We start from the raw sequence: 18,171 nt of genomic DNA, 5'->3' as shown, positions 1-18,171 counted from the left end.
GGTCACGCGCGGGGCAGCCGCGGAATGGCATCGGTCTGCGGTTGCGGGGCCGGCTCCTCGGCCGTGGCGGCCCGCAGTTCCTCGATCCGGGCGGCCAGTCCGGCCACGGTCGGCGTCTCGAACATGCTGCGCATCGGCAACCGGACGCCGACCGCCTTCCGCATCGCGGCGATCAACTGGACCGCGACCAGCGAGTTACCGCCGAGCGCGAAGAAGTCGTCGTCGATGCCGACGGCCGGTACGCCGAGAGCGTCCTGCCACACAGCGACGAGGGTCGCCTCCAGTTCGGTGGTCGGTGCGGTCGTCCCGCCAACCGCCCCGGCCGTCGACGTCGGTGTCGCGTCGAGATCGGTCTCGATCGTGTCGGTGGTGACCCGGCTGGCCCGGGCCAGGACGTCGGCCACCGCATGGGTCACGATCACCACCTGCGGGCCGAGGTCGGCCGCCACGGTCCGCCGGAACGCCTCGGCACCGTCGACCGGTCGGATGTCGTCCGACGGTGCGACGGGCCGCTGGTCGGCGGCCGGGGTCTCCCCGGCTGCCGCCGCGAGTCCGCCGGTCACCGCGTCCTGGTCGACCTTGCGCAACACGAACTCGCTGATCGCGACGATCTCCCGGCCCTCGACGTCGACCAGTGACAGGTCGGCGGCGACGACGTCGTCGGTCGAGCTGTCCCGGTAGCGCAGGTAGCTGTAGAAGACCCGGGGCAACGGCCCGCGTACCACGATGCGCCCGTAGGAGAGCGGAAGGTAGGTGCCTTCTCCCCGGCCCCGACCGAACGCGGTGGCCACGTCCAGCAACGCCGGCTGTAGGCCCCAGCTGCCCAGATCGTCGAACGCCACCTCCGGCGCCTCGATCCGGGCCAGTTCCTCCGCCTCACCCAGGTAGTGCTCACGCAGCGAGTTCCAGCGCGGGCCGAAGGTCAGCATGCTGGTCCGGCCCCGACCGAACGAGTTGTCGTCGTCGATGCGGCGGCAGCGGCCGACCACCGCCGGGATGTCCACCGACGGGCCCGGCTCCTCCGCGGTCCAGCCGGCCGATCCCCGTACGTGGGTCCTGCTGCTCCCCCCGGACAGGCTCTGGATCTGGAACTCCGTGGCATCGTCGTCACTGGACAGCTCCACCCGGTACTGGGCCACCCCACCGTCGGGAACCGAGAACGGCTCCAGGAACGCCACGTCACGCAGCTCGACGACGTGTCCCGGGGCGGGCGCGGGGATGCTGGCCGCGACGGCGGCCCGGGTGCACTCCAGGTGCGCGGTGCCCGGCACCACCGGCACCCCACCGATACGGTGCTCGTCGAGCAGCCAGTGGGTGCTGGCCGAGACGAGTCCGTGCACGACGGTGTGCTCGGCCGAGCTGACCCGGGTGGAGAGCACCGGGTGCGACACGGAGGTGGTGACGCTGTCCCGGCTGACGCCGGAGAACCCGGCCGGTGCCTTGGTCTCGACCGCCATGCCGACCTCGGCCCAGCCACCCCAGTTCTGCGAGAGCACCGGGGCACTCCAGCCGTGCCCACTGCGGGCGTACGCGTCCAGGAAGTTGTTGGCCGCGCAGTAGTCGACCTGTCCGAAGCCACCGGCCACGGCGGTGATCGACGAGCAGAGCACCACGAAGTCCATCGGCAGGTCGCCGAAGACCTGGGCCAGGGCCAGGGTGCCCGCCAGCTTCGGTGCCAGCACCCGCTCGGCCTCGGCCCGCTCCTTGATCTCGGCCATGCCGCCACCGGGCAGACCGGCCGCGTGCACGATACCGTCGACACCGCCGAAGGCCTCCTCCGCGGCCTGCCGTACCCGCCGCAGGTCGGCCGGGTCGGTTACGTCGGCGGACAGCACGAGGACCTCGGCGCCCGCGCCTTCCATCCGGCGGATCGCGGTGATGGCGCGGCCGACCCGATCGGCCGGGTCACTGCCGTGCAGGGCGAGGTGGTTGTCCCACTCCTCCCGGGCGGGCAGACCGGACCGGGCCAGCAGCACCAGCTTCGCCTGCACCCGCTGGGCGAAGTCCTCGGCGAGGGTGATACCGATTCCACCGAGGCCACCGGTGATGACGTACCGGCCGCCCGGCCGCAGGGCCCCCGGGGACGCCTCCCCGGCCAGGGTGACCTGCTCATAGCCGGTGACCCAGCGACGGCCACCGCGCAGCGCGACCTCGGCCCGGTCCGGGCCGTCGGGGCGCCGTAGTTCCGCGACGACCGGAGCGACCGCGTCGCTGCTCGGATCCGCGTCGATCAACCGGACCGCCATACCCGGCAACTCGACCGGCAGCACCCGGGCCAGACCCACCAGCGTGGCGTGCTCCGGACGGGTCAGGTCACCACCCTGGACGTCACCGATGCCGGACGCCACCAGGTCCAACCGCAGACCGGTCTCCGCCGCCTCCGCGGTCAGCCCGGCACCGGCCAGCGCCTGGGTCAGGTTCAGCACGCTGAAGAAGCCGAGGTCCTGCGCCAGCCAGGTGGCGTCGATGTCGCTCCCGGTCGCCGCCCCGTCGAGCGCGAACGCGTGGACCAGTCGCTGCGGCAGGCCGGTCTCCGCCAACGCGGCAACCAGCGCGTCGTAGTCCTCGCGGGCTCCCGGCCGGAGCTGGAAACCCGTGTCGGTCGACGCGAACTGTGCCCCCGTGCGTACCTCGACCAGGTCGGCTCCGGCGGACCGCAACCCGTCGGCCAGCGCCGCGCCCCGCGGTCCGGCGACGAAGACGAGGCAGCGGCCGAGCGGGACGGTCTGCCCGTCGCTGGCCAACTGCCGCCAGACCGGTACCGCGAACCACTCGGCCAGCGGCCGGGGGCCGCTCGGTGCAGTCACGGTCGCCGGTGCGGTCTCCTCCGGATCGGGGTCGATCCAGTAGCGGGTGCGCTCGAACGGGTACACCGGCAGCGGCACGCGCCGGGTCCCGTCGTCGACCGGCTGCCGTACGGCGACGCCATGCACCCACAGCGCACCGGTCGCGGCATAGAAGGTGGCCAGGTCACCGGTCGAGTCACCGGGGCTGGGCAGGCTCGGCAGCGGCGTGAACCTACGCTGCTCCGGGCTGCCCTTGGCAACCTGCATCCGGGCCAGGCTGGCCAGTTGCTTGCCCGGCCCGCACTCCACCAGCGCCCAGAGTCCCTCGGCCAGCAGCGTCGCGACGCACGCCCCGAACCGTACCGGCTGACGCAGGTGCGCAGCCCAGTAGGCCGGGTCGGTGGCCTGCTCGTCGGTGATCCAGGTACCGGACACGTTGGACAGGAACGGCGTGGTCGGACGGTTGAGCTTCGTACCCGCCATGACCGCGGTGAACTCGGCCAGGATGGGATCCATCATCGGCGAGTGGAAGGCGTGCGAGGTACGCAACTCCTTGACACTGACCTTCTTGCCCTTGCCCTTGAGGCTCTCGGCGAAGGTGGCGACCAGCTCGCTCTCCCCCGCGATGACGCAGGTTCCCGGTCCGTTGACCGTCGCGATGGTGACGCCCTCGGGCAACCAGTCGACCACCACCGACTCGTCGAGCGACACGGCGAACATCGAACCGGCCGGCAACGACTGCATGAGCCGGCCCCGGGCGACGACCACCCGTAGGGCGTCGGACAGGCTGAACACCCCGGCCACGGTCGCCGCGACGTACTCGCCGATGGAGTGGCCGATCATCGCCGCCGGGCGCACGCCACGGCTGCGCCACAGGGTGGCCAGCGCGTACTCGACGACGAACAGGGCGGGCTGGGTGTAGCGGGTCTGGGTGAGCTGCTCCCCGGCGTCGTCGACCCGGCCCAGGACCAGGTCGCGGATGTCGAGGCCGAGGTCGGGGGTCAGCAGCGCCGCGCACTCGTCGACGGCGGCGGCGAAGACCGGCTCCTGCCGGTAGAGCTCGGCCCCCATACCCGCGTACTGGGCGCCCTGGCCGGAGAAGAGGAAGGCGACCTTCGGCGCTGACCCGTCGGCTGTTCCGGTCTGCCGGCGGGTCCGGCTCCGCAGGGCGGCAACCGCGTCCGGCAGGTCGCTGGCCACCACGACCGCCCGGTGTTCGTACTCCTGACGGCCGCCCCGCAGGGTGGCCGCGACGTCGGCGAGATACTCGGGGGCCGCCTCGGAGGTGTCCGCGAGGTGGTCGGCGAGTTGCGTCACCGCCCGGTCGAGCGCCGTCTCCGTCTTGGCGGAGACCTGGAGCAGCTGTACGGGACGCGCCCGGTCCGCACCGACCCGGTCGGACTCCGGGGCCTGCTCCAGCACGACGTGCGCGTTGGTGCCACCGATGCCGAACGAACTGACCCCGGCCCGGCGGGGCACCCCGTCGGTGTCCCACTTGGTCAGGGTGTTCGCCACGTAGAACGGGGTGTCGGCAAAGTCGATGGCGGGGTTGGGCCGCTCGTAGTTGATGGTGGGTGGGATCATCCCGTGTTCCATCGCGAGAACGGCCTTGATCACGCTGACGATGCCGGACGGCTGGCTCAGGTGACCGATGTTGGACTTGACCGAGCCGATCCCGCACCAGCCCCGGTCGCTGGTGTCCTTGCCGTACACCGCGGACAGCGCGGCGATCTCGATCGGGTCGCCCATCGCGGTACCGGTGCCGTGCGCCTCGACGTAGGTGATGGTGCGGGGGTCGATGTCGGCCACCGCGACGGCCTGGGCGATGGCCTCCATCTGCCCGTCGATGCTCGGCGCGGTGAACCCGACCTTGCTGGCGCCGTCGTTGTTGATCGCGTTGCCGAGGACGAGCGCCCGGATCGTGTCACCGTCGGCGATCGCGTCGGAGAGCCGCTTGAGTAGCGTCACGCCCACACCACTGCCCCAGACGGTGCCGCTGGCGTCCGCGTCAAACGGGCGGCAGTGTCCGTCGGGCGAGGTGAACCCGTCCATGCCGAGATAGCCGGTGGCCGGCTCGACGTTGACACCGCCGGCCAGGGCCATGTCGCACTCGCCGTTGCGCAGGGCCTCGCAGGCGAGGTGGAACGCGACCAGCGAGGTCGAACAGGCGGTGTGCACGGTCATGCTCGGGCCACGCAGGTCGAGCCGGTACGACGGGGTGGTGGCCACGTAGTTGGGTGAGTTACCGGTGGCGATCGACACCGCCGTGTGCGGGGAGCCGCTGATCCGGCGGTTGCGCAGCACGTTGTCCCGGAGATAGGTGTTGCCGCCGGTGCCCGCGTACACCCCGATCGCGCCCGAGTAGCGGGCCGGGTCGTAGCCGGCGTCCTGTAGTGCGGTGAAGCACGACTCCAGGAACAGCCGGTGCTGCGGGTCCATCACCTCCGCTTCCCGAGCCGTCATCCCGAACAGGCCGGCGTCGAACTCGTCGAAGCCGTCGACGATCGGCGCGCAGTTGACCCAGCCCGGGTCGTCCAGTTCGGCGGGCTTGGCACCCTGGGCGAGTTGCTCCTCGCGGGTGAAGTGGGTGAGCGACTCGACCCCGTCGACCAGGTTGCGCCAGAACTGACGCACGTCGTTCGCCCCGGGCACACGCGCGGCCAGTCCGACGATCGCGATCGGCTCGACGCCCAGGTCCGCGTCCCCGGTCGGCTGCTGCTGCTGTTCCATCCTCAGTTCCCTCTTATTCCGCGATGCCGCTGGCGCGGCGGGGTGGGTTACGACGGGTACGGCCACGGCGGGCGGCGGCCCGCTCGACGGCTCTGGTCAGTTCCGGCCGCTCCGCCGCCCCGTCGAGGTGGGCGGCGAGCGTACGGATGGTCGGATACCGGAACAGGTCGAGCATCACGATGGTGCGGCCGGTTTCGGCGGTGAGCCGAGCGTGTACGGCGGCGAGAGCCAACGAGTGGCCACCGATGTCGAAGAAGTTGTCGGTGACCCCGAACCGGGAGTGTTCCAGGACGTCGCGCCAGACCGCGCTGATGAGCTCCTCGGTCCGGGTCAGCTCGTCCGAGCCGGTGGCCACGACCGGTCGGAGCGGCTCGACCGCGACGATGGTGGTCATCGCCTCCGGCCGGGCCTGCCGCACCGCGGCGCCCGGCAGGTGGGTGGCGACAGCGGCGGCCGGCTCCCCCGGTGCCGCCGTCAGTGCCCCGGTCAGCTCGACGAGGTCGCCGAGCAGCCCGTCGATCCGGTCCGCGTCGAACAGGTCGGGGTTGTAGACGACGTCGAAGCCGATGTGGCCGTTCCGCTCCACCACGTAGAGCGTGATGTCGAACGGCGAGCCGGGCTTGTCGACCACCACCGTCTCGCTGTCCAGACCGGACAGATGCAGTTGCGGGTCGGTGAAGTTGAGGACGTTGAACAGGACCTGGACCAGCGGGGCACGCGAGGTGTCCCGGCCCACACCGAGGGCGTCCACCACCCGTTCCAGCGGCGCGCCGGGGTGCGCGGTGGAGTCCCGCAGCTCGACGGCGGCCCGCCGGACCAACTCCTCGAAGCTGGCGTCACCGGTACGCAGCCGCACCGGCACCGTGTCGATGAAGAACCCGATCACATCGTCGAACGCAGCCAACTGACGGTCGGCCACGATCGCACCGATGACGTGGTCGTCGACCCCGGTCAACCGGTTGAGCAGCTGCCCGAAACCGGCCAGCAGCACCCCGGCGGGGGTCGCCCCCAGTCGGGCTGCGAGCTGCCGTACGGCCTGGTCGGTCGTCGCGGGCAGCATGGCGCTGGTCTCCGCACCGGCGTAGGTCTGCACCGCCGGCCTGGGCCGGTCCCGGGGCAGGTCGAGTACGGTCGGCGCGTCCGCCAGGTGCGCCACCCACCAGTCGAGGTCGGCCTGTCCCTGGCGCTGGTCACGGTCGGCCCGCCAGACCGCATAGTCGGCGTACGAGGCGCGCAGCGCGGGCAGTTCCACGGCTTCGTCGGAGATGGCGGCCCGGTACGCCTCGGCGAGGTCGGTGTAGAGGATGGCCTGCGACCAGCCGTCGAAGACCGCGTGGTGCAGGGTGATCGCCAGGACGTGCTCCTGCTGTCCGAGCCGGTACACGGTCACCTGCCAGGCCGGTCCGGTGGCCAGGTCGAAGGTGTGTTCGGCACCGGCCGCCAGCATGTTGCGCAGTTCGACGGCCTGGTCTTCACTGCCGGTGAGGTCGACGACCGGTACGGGGATGTCGCTGGGCTCCTCGCACACCGCGTACGGCACCCCGGCGGTCTGTGGCACCCGCCACCGCAGGACGTCGTGCCGCTCCGCCACCGACCGCAGCGCGCGGCCGAGTGCGGCGATGTCCAGGTCACCACGCAGCCGGGTGGCGAGGGCGATGTTGTAGGGCGCGCTCGACGGGGCGAGCTGGTCCATGAACCACAGTCGGCGTTGGGGTGGGGAGAGCGTCGGCGGGTTGCCGGTGGTGAACTCCTGTGCGGTCGCCAGCGGGGCGGCGTTGGTGATCCGGTCGACCAGCTCAGCCAGCCGCCGCCCGGCGAAGACGTCGTCGGCGCTGATCTCCCGGCCCAGCTCGGCCCGGAGGGCGGCGACCAGTCGCATCACCGCGATCGAGTTGCCGCCGGCCAGGAAGAAGTCGGTGTCGGGACCGGGGGTCGAGCCCAGCAACTGTCGCCAGAGCCGGACCACGGCCCGCTGGACCGGGCTGGCATCCGGGTCGTCCCAGTCGTCGGCCGGTGCGGTGGTCTCCATGGCCAGCGCCCGCAGCACGGCCCGATCCAGCTTTCCGCTGATCAGGCTGGTGGGCAGTTCCGCCAGCCGCAGCACCCGCGCGGGCTGCATGCCGCTGGTCAACCGGGCCTGGGTGTAGGCGCGGATCTCCGGCTCGTCCGGGGCGGTCTCCGGGGTGAGGAACGCGACCAGCTCCGCCCCGAACGCGCCCGGCACCGCCTCCACGACTGCCTGCTGCACCTGCGGGTGCTCGCTGAGCACCGTCTCGATCTCCCCCAGCTCGATCCGCTGCCCGCGGATCTTGACCTGGCGGTCGCCACGTCCCAGGTAGACGATCCGGCCGTCGGGTAGCTGGCGGACCAGGTCACCGGTGCGGTAGAGCCGCTGCCCGGGAAGGCCGGAGTAGGCGTCCGGCACGAACCGCTCGGCGGTCAGGCCGGGACGGTTGAGGTAGCCGGGGGCCAGGCCGGGCCCACCGATCAGCAGCTCGCCCACCTCACCCGGCGCGACCGGACGCAGGTCGGCATCCATTACGTACGCCCGGTGGTTGGGCAACGGCAGGCCGATCGGCAGCGGGTCCTCCGGCGTACCGGTCACCTCGTCGGAGACGACGAGAACCGTCGACTCGGTCGGACCGTACGCGTCGACGAACCGACGTCCCGCTGCCCAGCGGGTGGCCAGCGCGGCCGGCACCGCCTCACCGCCGCACATCACCATCTGCCATCCGGGCAGTGCCTCCGGGTCGAGCACGGACAGCATCGTCGGGGTGATGAAGCCCCAGTTGACCTCGTGCTCGGCGATGAACCGCTGTAGACGGGTGGGGTCGCTACGGTCCCGCGTCCCGACGAGTTGGACCGATCCGCCCTGGATGAGCGGGACGAACAGGTCGATCGTGGTGGCATCGAACCCGAGGGAGGAGATGCCCAGGGCCCGGGTCGACTCGTCCGCGTCCATCGCCGCCGCGTATCCGGTGACGAACGCCATGATGTTGCGGTGGGTGGTGAGCACCCCCTTGGGACGCCCGGTGGAGCCGGAGGTGAACAGCACGTGCGCCGTGTTGCCGGGGGTGGCGGGACAGGCCGTGGGCGTGGTCGCGGGCATCGGTCCGACGGTCCGGATGCCCGGCACGTCGCCGAACTCCGCTTCCGCCGCGTCGCCGACCACCACCGAGATCTCGGCGTCGGCGATGATCTCCAGCGCACGTTGGCGGGGACCGCCCGGCTCCAGCGGCACGTAGCAGCCACCGGACATCAGGACGCCGAGCACGGTGGCGACGTACGTCGGCCGCCGGTCACTACAGATCCCGACCCGGGTCTCCGGGCCGACGCCGTGCTCGCGCAGGGCAGCGGCGATCCCAGCGGCCTGCTCCACGAGTTGGCGGTAGGTGAGCTGGTCGTCCCATTGACGTACCGCGACCTGGTCGGGGCGGCGGGCGGCCTGCTCCAGGATCAGATCCGGCACGGTTGCGTCCGGATACGCGAGCACGGCACCGCTGACGGCAACGGTTGGCAGGGTTTCGGTCACGTGGGTTCTCCACTGGTCCGGTGGGTTTCGGAATCGGTGATCTGGAACCGGAGTTCACTGACGTAGCCCCGGCCCTGGGCGTCGGTCAGCCAGGCATCCTCGGGTCCCGGCAGCAGTTCCCCGACCACCACGCTCACGTCGTCGCCGGACTTGGCGGCGGTACGCAGCATGGTGCAGAGCGCCGAGGCGTAGAACGGGCCGCGCAGGTCCAGGTAGCAGGGCTTGGTCTCGGTCCCGATCTTCAGGAAGACCCGTTCCGGGAGACCGAGCTGCTGTCGCCAACGGCGGACCGCGAGGAACCGCTCCTGTTCGCCGAGGACTCTGGTCAGACCGGTGTCGCCGACCGTGGTACGCCAGGTGCGGCGCGCGACGACCAGTCGGTCGATGGTGATCCTCGGGGTGTGCGGTGCCGGTGCCAGCAGCTTGAAGCTGTCCAGCAGCAGTACGCCCAGCAGGTGGCCGAACACCTCGATCAGCGGCCAGGTACGGCCATCGGGAAGGATGGCCGTCAGCTCACCGTCGACCTCGTCCACCACCACTGCCGTCATCGACACCAGACGGTCGAGGTCCGCCCCTCGGGCGTGGTCGACACCCAGCTGGCAGTCCCGTGGCGAGTCGAGTCCGTACCTGGTGCGGGTGGTCTGCCGGGGGAATCCCTCCGGATAGAGCAGCCGGACCCGCCCCGGCCCGAGGTCGACGTCCAGTGCTGCCCGCAGCGTGGCCGGATCGTGGTGCCAGGGCGTGAACACCACGCTGTCGAAGGGCGTCGAGGCCGGGTGGAGTTCGCCGAGCACCAGCAGGAAGTCCCCGCGATTGATCGCCTCGACGCTGCTGGCGCAGATCTGGATGTCCGGACTGTGCACCCGGGCCGAGGGCCAGCCCGGACCGGACGCGGCGAACACCTCCGCTGCCCGGTCGGCAAGGTCAGCGCTGCTGAGCTGGAGCTCCGCCAGGCCGTCCGGCAGCGAGTCGAGGCCGAACAGCTTGGACCACCGGGCGGTGAACTCCGCCGCCACCGTCCGTGTCGGACTGTCCTCGACACTGAACAGCAGCCCCTGAGCGAGTCGCCACAGATCCGACAGGGACAGCGGCGTGGGCCCGCGCAGCTCGTCGTATAGGTCGGCCAGCACCCGTTCACACGCCGCACCGAACTCGGCGGTGAGCCACCGGGCGGCCTGCAACACGATCGCCAGCGGGGCGGCGAGTTCGTCGAGCACCGCCCGCCCCAGCACCAGTTCGACGTCGCGGGTGGTCTCCTCGTAGACCACGGTCCGGCCGGCGTACATCTGGCCACCGTGCCGCTGGGCAGCCTGTCCGGTGGCTTCGGTGAACTCCCGGTTCAACGCGGCCACCGCCACGCCGAGCTTCTCCGGGTCGCCGGCTGCGGCAGCCACAGCGTCCCGCCCGGCGCAGAGTCGGTCGAAGCCCTCGACGACACGCAGCCGGACCGATTCGTCGCCGATGGCGGCGATCCGGGTCCGCAGCACCTGCTCGGCGTCCGGGCTCAACGGCAGGCCGGCACCCCAGGACAGCAGTCCACGTTGCACCAGACGGTCGAGCAGTAGATAGCCGTCCTGCTCGGACCGGATCCCGAGGGCCGGGTCGGCCAGCAACGCCCGGACCACCTGCCACGCCGGTGTCCGTCCATCGCAGGCCGCCAGCGCCGCCGCGTCCGGTGGCGACAGACGGGTCGACGGCTGCAGCGGCCGGATCAGCTCCCGGCCGTCGACCAGCAGAGGTGGGGACAGCACCGGAGCCCACCAGCGGCGTACGGAAAGCTCCTCGCCGAGCCGATCGGCGTAGGCGGTCAGCGCCCACGCCTCGAAGATCACCTTACGGTGGGCGACCACCGCCGGGCCGGGCCGCAGTTCGGTCGACTGGCTCGTCTCGGCGGCCGACGCCCAGCACACCGGTCCGAAGAAGCCGATCGTCTCGCTCTTGCCGCAGTAGCGCTGCCAGTAGAGCAGCAGCGCCTTCTCCCGTTCGCGACGCCGGTTGTTACGACTGGCGTCGGGTCCCCCGGAGACCAACCCGTCGAGTGCCACGAGCGCACCGGGGTTCTGCCAGGTGACCGCCTCGCGCAACAGCGGGTCGGCAGCGATCTCGCTGGCGGCGATCGCGCTGTCCCGGATGGCCGCAGTGAAGGCCTGGTCCAGGAGTGCCGGATCGCCGTCGCCGGCCAGCATCGCGTCGGCGGCAGCCGCCGCCTCCGGTGCAGCGAACCGGCTCAGGCCGGCGACGGGGAAACCCGCCGTACGCAGCAGCACGTCACGCCACACCGACCAGCCGGTGTCCCCGAGCGGAAAGCGGTGGCTCATCGCTCACCTGCCGGCACGTCGAAGATCTGCATCCGCAGCTCACTGAAGTACCGACGGCCCTCGGCGTCGGGCACCCAGGCCTGGTCCGGCGTCGGCAGCATCTCGCTGAGCACGACCGACACGTCGTCGCCAGCGTCGCGGCGGGCGGAACGCAGCATCGAGCACAGGTTGGAGGCGTAGAACGGGCTGGTCAGGTCGGCATAGCAGGGCTTGGTCTCGGTTCCCACCTTGAGATACACCTGGTCCGGCAGGTCGAGCTGCCGCCGCCACCGTCGTACCGCCAGGAACCGCTCCCGCTCACCGACGACGTCGGCAAGGCCGGTCTCGCCGACCGTGGTACGCCAGGTCCGCCGGGACACGACCATCCGGTCGATGGTGACGCGCGGGGTGTGCGGCGCATCGGCGACGAGTTTGAACCCGTCGACCGCGTGTGCGCTCAGCAGGGTCGCGAACATCTCGATCAGCGGCCACCGCTGTCCGTCCCGGGCCGTCGCCACCAACTCTCCATCCACCTCGGAGACGGTGACCTCGACGGTGGGCAGTATCCGGTCCGGCTCGGCGCCGGAGGCCGCCGCGAACGCCAGTTGCCGGTCCGTCGGGCCGACCAGGCTCTCGGCGACCCGGCTGGTCCGCCGGGGCCAGTCGCTGGGGAACAACAACCGGATCCGCCGCTCGCCCAGGTCCTCGGCCAGCGCGGTACGCAGACGCTCGGGATCGGGATGGGAGGGGGTGAACACCTCGCAGTCGAACGACGCCCAGCCGGCATGCAACTCACCGAGGACGACGAAGTAGTCGCCCCGGGCCAGTGCCTCCACGTCGGTGGCGCAGATCTGCAGGTCCGGGCTGTGCATCCAGCCCGTCGTCCAGGAGGGCCTGGGTGCGGGGAAGGCCTCGGCCACCCGGGCCGCGATGTCCGCACTGGCTACGTCGATCCTGGTGGCACCGGCCGGCATGGTGTCCAGGCCGAACAGGCCGGCCCACCGGCGGGAGAACTCGGCGGCCACCGCGTCGACCGGCCGTTCCTCGGTCCCCCAGAACATCCCCTGGGTGAGGAACCACAGGTCGGACAGGGCCACCGGGCCGTCACCGGCGTCCAGCCGCAGCTCGTCGTAGAGCTGGCGGAGTACCGCGCCGTACGCGTCGTGCAGCGCGCCCACCATCCAGCGGGCGGCCTGCAACATGATTCCGAGCGGGGCAGCCAGGTCGTCGAGCAGGCCGGCACCGAACACCGCGTCGAGGTCACGGCTGGTGTCCTCGTAGCAGAGCGTACGCCCGGCGTACATCTGACCGCCGCGCCGACGGGGCGGCAGGCCGGTCAGTTCGGTGAACGTCCCGTCGAGGGCGGACAGCGCCAGCCGCAACGCATCGGGGTCGCCGGCTGCGGCAGCAACCCGGTCGCGGGCGGCACTCAACCGATCGAGTCCGGCGAGGGCGACCGACCGGACGGATTCGTCGCCGATCGCCGCGATCCGCTCCCGAAGTACGCCCTCGGCGGCCGGACTGACCGGCAGCGCCGCGTCCCAGGTCAGCAGCTCCCGTTCGACGAGCCGGTCGAGCAGGGTGTAGCCGTCCTCGGGCCGACGCAGGCCCAGCTTCGGGTCGGACACGACGGTGACGGCCGGCTTCCTGCCGTCGCAGGCGGCCAGCAGCGCCGCCTCCACCGTGGAGACCACCACCGGGGGCCGACCGGGACGCAGGACCTCGCGGCCCGCCAGGCTCAACTGCGGGCACAGCATCGGCGGCCACCAGCGCCGGACAGCCAGGTCGGCGTTGAGCGTGTCCGCGTACGCGGACAGCGCCCAGGACTCGAACGGCACCCAGCGACGCCGGACCAGGCCGGTCCCGGGGGTGGCGACCACCGGCTGCGGTGTCTCCGGGTCGATGGTCACCCAGCAGCTCGGACCGAAGAACCCGACCGTTTCGTTCTTACCGCAGTAGCGCTGCCAGTACATCAGCAGCGCCCGCTCCCGGTCTCGGCGGCGGACGTTGCGGGGGGCGTTGTCTCCGCCGTTGACCAACCCGTCGAGCGCCACCAGCGCACCCGGGTTCTGCCAGGTGATCGCTTCACGGACCAGCGGGTCCGCCGCGATGGCCCGCAGCCGTCGGCCGCCGGCGCCCAGCGCCTCGGTGAACTCCTTGTCGAACAGGTCGCCCCCGGCGCCGGTGTTGATGAACTCGTCGGCAGCCGCCGCGGCCTGCGGGGCGGACAGCAGGTTCAGTCCGTCGGCCGGGAACCCGGTGCTACGCAGGATGGCGTCCCGCCACACCGACCAACCGGTGTCGCCCAGCGGAACCCGGTGCTGGCCGACCGTACGCTGACCGGCCGCGCCTCGGTCGGCCGTACGCTGACCGACCAGGTCGGCCCGCAGCAGGCCGATCAGCTCGGCCTTGACGTCGTGCAGGAAGAAGTGGCCGGCGTCCAGCTCGTACAGGGTGAAACCGCCGGCGGTGTGCTCGGCCCAGGCCTGGCTCTCGGCCAGCGACACCGCCCGGTCCTGCCGGCCGGAGAACGCCACGATCGGCATCGGCAGCGGCTCCTCCGGCTGGTAGGTGTAGCTGTCGACCCGACCGAAGTCGGCCCGCAGCAGGGGCAGCAGCAGCTCCACCAGCTCGGAGTTGGCCAGCACCTCGGGCGGCAGCGAGCCGCTGTCGGCCAGCCGCCGGAGCAGCTCATCGTCGTCCACCTTGGACAGCCCGTCGAAGAGGCTGGTGGAGTTCACGTGCGGTGCCCTGGCCCCGCCGACGTAGAGCCGGACGGGCAGTGCAGCTCCGGTACGCCGCAACTCGCGGATCACCTCGAAGCCGACGCGGCCCCCCATCGAGTGTCCGTAGATGGCGTACGGGCGGTCGGCACGCTCGGCGATGGCGGCCGCGACATCGGCGACGGCGAACTCCGGATCTTCCATGATCCGGTGTTCCCGCCCGGGCAACTGGACGGGCAGCACCTCGACGTCGTTGCCGATCTCGGCCTGCCAGCCACGGAACACACTGGCCCCTGCCCCGGCGTACGGAAGGCAGAACAGTTGTGTCGCAGCGGTGGGTCCAGGGTCCGTGGAGACGAACCAGTTCATTATGGAAGTTCCTTAGTGGGAGGGTCGATCCAATACCTGCTGCGTTGGAAGGGGTACGTGGGAAGCCGGATCCGTCGAGCTGATCCGTCGGCGGATGCGGGCCAGTCGACGTCGCCGCCAGCCACCCAACGTGCACCGAGGTCGAGCAGTTCCCCGGGGGTACCCGCCAGCCGGCTGTCCGAGTCGAGCAGCGCGTCCAGTCCGGCGACGGCGTCGGTGAGGTTGCCGCAGACGACCACCGCCCGGCAGTCGAAGGCGTGCCGTCCGGTGACCAGGGTGTGGGCGACATCGGCCAGCGCGGGCGACTCGGTCACCAGATGCTGCCGGAGCCGCCCGATGGCGGCCCGCAGTGCGGCCGGGGTACGGGCGGAGATAGGCAGCGGATAGCCGTCCGCTGCGGCACCGCTGGCAGCCGATGGAGCAGTGGCCGGCTCGACAGCTGGCGGTTGTTCCACGAGCACGTGCGCATTGGTGCCGCCCATGCCGAAGGAGCTGACCCCGGCCACCCGCCGGTCGACGTCCGGCCAGTCGTGCACCTTGGTCGGTACGTAGAACGGGCCGGCCGCGAGATCGACCTCCGGATGTGCCCGGTTGAAGTGCAGGTTCGGCGGGATCACGCCGTGGTGTACCGCGAGGACGGCCTTGATCAGCCCGGCCACCCCGGCACCCGCGTCGAGGTGGCCGATGTTGGTCTTGATCGATCCGAGCGCGCAGAGATCGCCTCGCCCGACGTCGCCGTACACCTCGTTGAGTGCGGACACCTCGATCGCATCGCCCAGCGGCGTACCGCTGCCGTGGGCTTCTATCAGGCACACCTCGTCCGCGGCGATGTCGGCGGCGGCCAGTGCCCCGGCAACCGCCGAGGCCTGACCGGCGGGACTGGGCACGGCGAAGCCGGCCCGGGTGGCACCGTCGTTGGTGATCGCCCACCCCGGCAGGATGGCGTAGATCCGGTCCTGGTCGGCGATGGCGTCGGCCAGCCGGCGTAGCACGACCACGCCGACCCCGGAGCTGAATCCCGAACCGTCCGCGGCCTCGTCGAAGGCGCGGCACCGGCCGTCCGCCGACGCCATCCCACCGGCGGTGTACCGGTAGCGCGGCGAGGTGACGCTGACTCCACCGGCCAGCGCGATGTCGCACTGGTAGTCGAGCAGGCTCTGCGCGGCCGAGCAGACCGCGACCAGCGAGCTGGAACAGGCGCTCTGCACCGCGACCGCCGGACCGGACAGACCGAGCCGGTAGGCGACCTGCCCCGGCAGGTGGTCGGTGAACTGGCGGGCCAGAATCCGGGCCTCCCAGTCGTCCGGGTCGACCTCACCCACGACGGCCGGATTGTCCATCAGATGAAAGAGGAAGTACCGGTTCACCGAGGTGGCCGCGAAGACACCGACCTCTCCGGAGAACCGGGTCGGGTCGTGCCCGGCGTCCTCGAGCGCCTCCCAGGACGCCTCCAGGAACAGCCGGTGCTGCGGGTCGGTACGCCTGGCCTCCTCCGCCTGGAAGGAGAAGAACCCGGCGTCGAAGTCGGCGACACCGGCCAGGTGGCCGCCAGCCCGTACGTGTCGCGGGTCGGCGCGTAGCTTCGGCCCGATCCCGAGTTCGGCGAGTTCGCTGTCGGTGTAGTCGTGGATGGAGTCCACGCCCGCGCAGAGGTTCTGCCACAGCGTGGACACGTCCGCCGCCCCGGGGAACCGGCCGGCAAGACCGATCACGGCGATCTCGTCGCCCGTGTATTCGCGCACCGGCTCCGGTCCTCCCCCCGACGATCCGGACAGGGACGCCGGAACGCTGGTCGGCCGGACGGACGCACCGGCCGGGCTGATGGATGGTCCGGCCGGCGTCGTCGACCCCGCTGGCATCGTCGACCCCGTCGGCGATCCGGGGGCGACCAGACCGTCGAGGAATCCGGCCTGCGCGGCGACGGTCGGGTGCTCGAACAGCCGCAGGATCGGCACCGGTGTCCCGAACTCGGTGACCAGTCGCTGCTGGACCTGACCGAGCTGCAACGAGTGCCCACCGAGGTCGAAGAAACTGTCGGTGTGCCTGACCCGATCGACGCCGAGCACGGCGCACCAGACGTCGTGCACCTTCTGCTCGGTGCCGGTCATCGGCGACTCGGCCGGCTGTGGCGTGGCGGTCGACGGGTCCGGCAGGGCCCGCTCGTCGATCTTGCCGGTGACGGTCAGCGGGAACTCGTCGACCACGACCACCGCCCGGGGCAGGGCGTAGTCCGGAAGCCGCTCGGCCAGCGCCTGGCGTAGTCGCGCCGGGTCGGCATCGCTGGTTCCCGGTTTCAGCCGGACGTAGGCCAGCAACTGGCCGTCCCGGGCGATCGCCCGTACGCCGGCCACTTCGGACCGGTGACCGAGGATCGACTCGATCTCGGTCAGTTCCACCCGGTACCCACGGATCTTGACCTGCCGGTCGAGTCGACCGAGGCAGACCAGGTTGCCGTCGGAACGCAGCTGCCCCAGATCTCCGGTCCGGTACCGACCTCGTCCATCGGGCCCGACCGAGAACCGGTCGCTCTCCTGGTGCAGGTAGCCGGAGATCAGGTACCGGCTGTGGATGGCGATCTCACCCGTGTCCGCCAGTACCGTGAGCTCGTAGCCTGGCAGCGCGACCCCGATCGGCAACGGCCCGGTGTGTTCCGGCCCCACCTCGGCGGCCGGAATCCGGTACTGCGCCGCGAAGGTCACCTCGGTCGCGCCGTAGCCATTGACGAAGACACAGTCCCGGCTGAACCGGTCCCGCCCCCGCAGCACGTCGGCGTAGGTGGACTGCTCTCCGCCCAGCAGCACGACACGGACCCGGTCGAGGCGGACCGACCCCAGCGCGTCGAGCAGGAACCGGTAGACGGTGGGCGTCGAGTGGTAGATGGTCACCCCGTACCGGGCCAGCACTTCCACGGCGTGGGGTACGCCGTGCCGCCGGAGGTCGACCGGGACGATCGCGGCTCCGGTCAGCAGCGCCGGATAGAGGTCGGGTATGGCCGCGTCGAAGCTGAACGAGGCCAGCAGGCTGAGCCGGTCGGCCGGGGTGATCTCCAGGGTGCTGATCTGGTTCTCGACCGCCCGCAGCAGGTTGCGGTGCGTCTGCGCCACCGCCTTGGGCAGTCCGGTGGAGCCCGAGGTGAACAGCACGTACGCGTGATCGTCGAGGTCCACCGACGGTGGCCGGATCCGGGCGGGCGGCAGTTCGTCAGCTACGACGAGCACCCGAAGGTCGGTGCCGCCGAGCTGACGGGCGAGGTCGAGGTTCTCGGGGCTGGCGAGGATGACGGTGACCTCAGCCGCGTCGACCATGTGGGACAGTCGCGCGACCGGGAAGCTCGGGTCCAACGGCACGTAGACCCCGCCTGCGGCCAGCACGCCGAGGATTCCCGCGACGGTCTGCGCGCCATGCCGGGTGAGCAGGGCGATCCGCGTACCTCGGCGAACGTCCATGTTGGTTAGCTGCGCGGCATAGCCACCGGCCTTTGCCTCCAGCTCGGCGTAGGTCAACGTGGCGTCGTCGCTGATGATCGCCGGGGCGCCTGGAAGACGGTCAGCGATCTCGATGAAACGGTGAATCGTGGTCGGCTGCGTCATTTCAGTACTAAAACGTCACCCGACTGTCCACGGGCGTGCGACATCCATCGCGAAGACGCGCAGTCATGAAGTTCCCCCAGGCTTTCTAAAGTGGAAGGAAGCGTAAGGCTTCAACTATGTGACCGGGATCACAGAAAGCCAGGT

General features: G+C 71.2%; 5 protein-coding genes. All 5 read right to left on the bottom strand.

Translation table 11 applies throughout. The features are described 5' to 3' along the window. Nucleotides 1–2: 2 nt before the first annotated feature. Genes ACFQ4H_RS06230 through ACFQ4H_RS06210 form a run of 5 tightly spaced genes read right to left on the bottom strand, consistent with a single transcriptional unit; the run spans nucleotide 3 to nucleotide 18,027 of the window. Nucleotides 3–5,516, bottom strand: coding sequence for a type I polyketide synthase (locus ACFQ4H_RS06230; protein ID WP_377567924.1), 5,514 nt, complete (start codon nucleotides 5,514–5,516; stop codon nucleotides 3–5). A gap of 13 nt (nucleotides 5,517–5,529) precedes the next feature. Next, nucleotides 5,530–9,048 carry an amino acid adenylation domain-containing protein gene (locus ACFQ4H_RS06225; protein ID WP_377567922.1) on the bottom strand — a complete coding sequence of 1,173 codons (3,519 nt, stop codon included), beginning with the start codon at nucleotides 9,046–9,048 and terminating at the stop codon, nucleotides 5,530–5,532. Next, nucleotides 9,045–11,366, bottom strand: coding sequence for a lantibiotic dehydratase (locus tag ACFQ4H_RS06220; RefSeq protein WP_377567920.1), 2,322 nt, complete (start codon nucleotides 11,364–11,366; stop codon nucleotides 9,045–9,047). The genes ACFQ4H_RS06225 and ACFQ4H_RS06220 overlap by 4 nt, the downstream gene beginning before the upstream one ends. Then, nucleotides 11,363–14,437, bottom strand: coding sequence for a thioesterase domain-containing protein (locus ACFQ4H_RS06215; protein ID WP_377567918.1), 3,075 nt, complete (start codon nucleotides 14,435–14,437; stop codon nucleotides 11,363–11,365). The genes ACFQ4H_RS06220 and ACFQ4H_RS06215 overlap by 4 nt, the downstream gene beginning before the upstream one ends. Beyond that, a complete protein-coding gene (locus ACFQ4H_RS06210; RefSeq protein WP_377567916.1) occupies nucleotides 14,437–18,027 on the bottom strand; it encodes a beta-ketoacyl synthase N-terminal-like domain-containing protein in 3,591 nt (1,196 codons plus the stop codon). Before ACFQ4H_RS06210 ends, ACFQ4H_RS06215 begins: the two co-directional genes overlap by 1 nt. Between the last annotated feature and the right edge of the window lie 144 nt (nucleotides 18,028–18,171).

Origin of the sequence: Micromonospora sonneratiae (assembly GCF_042679305.1) — a bacterium.
In the GTDB taxonomy this organism is placed as follows: Bacteria; Actinomycetota; Actinomycetes; order Mycobacteriales; family Micromonosporaceae; genus Micromonospora_H; species Micromonospora_H sonneratiae.
The sequence above is the reverse complement of the archived record's forward strand: the minus strand, read 5'-3'. Positions and strand labels throughout refer to the sequence as shown.

What these genes read in the sequence shown, in the direction of transcription:
- ACFQ4H_RS06230 (WP_377567924.1), bottom strand. Translation starts at nt 5,516, where the DNA reads ATGGAACAGCAGCAGCAGCCGACCGGGGACGCGGACCTGGGCGTCGAG.
- ACFQ4H_RS06220 (WP_377567920.1), bottom strand. Translation starts at nt 11,366, where the DNA reads ATGAGCCACCGCTTTCCGCTCGGGGACACCGGCTGGTCGGTGTGGCGT.
- ACFQ4H_RS06215 (WP_377567918.1), bottom strand. Translation starts at nt 14,437, where the DNA reads ATGAACTGGTTCGTCTCCACGGACCCTGGACCCACCGCTGCGACACAA.
- ACFQ4H_RS06210 (WP_377567916.1), bottom strand. Translation starts at nt 18,027, where the DNA reads ATGACGCAGCCGACCACGATTCACCGTTTCATCGAGATCGCTGACCGT.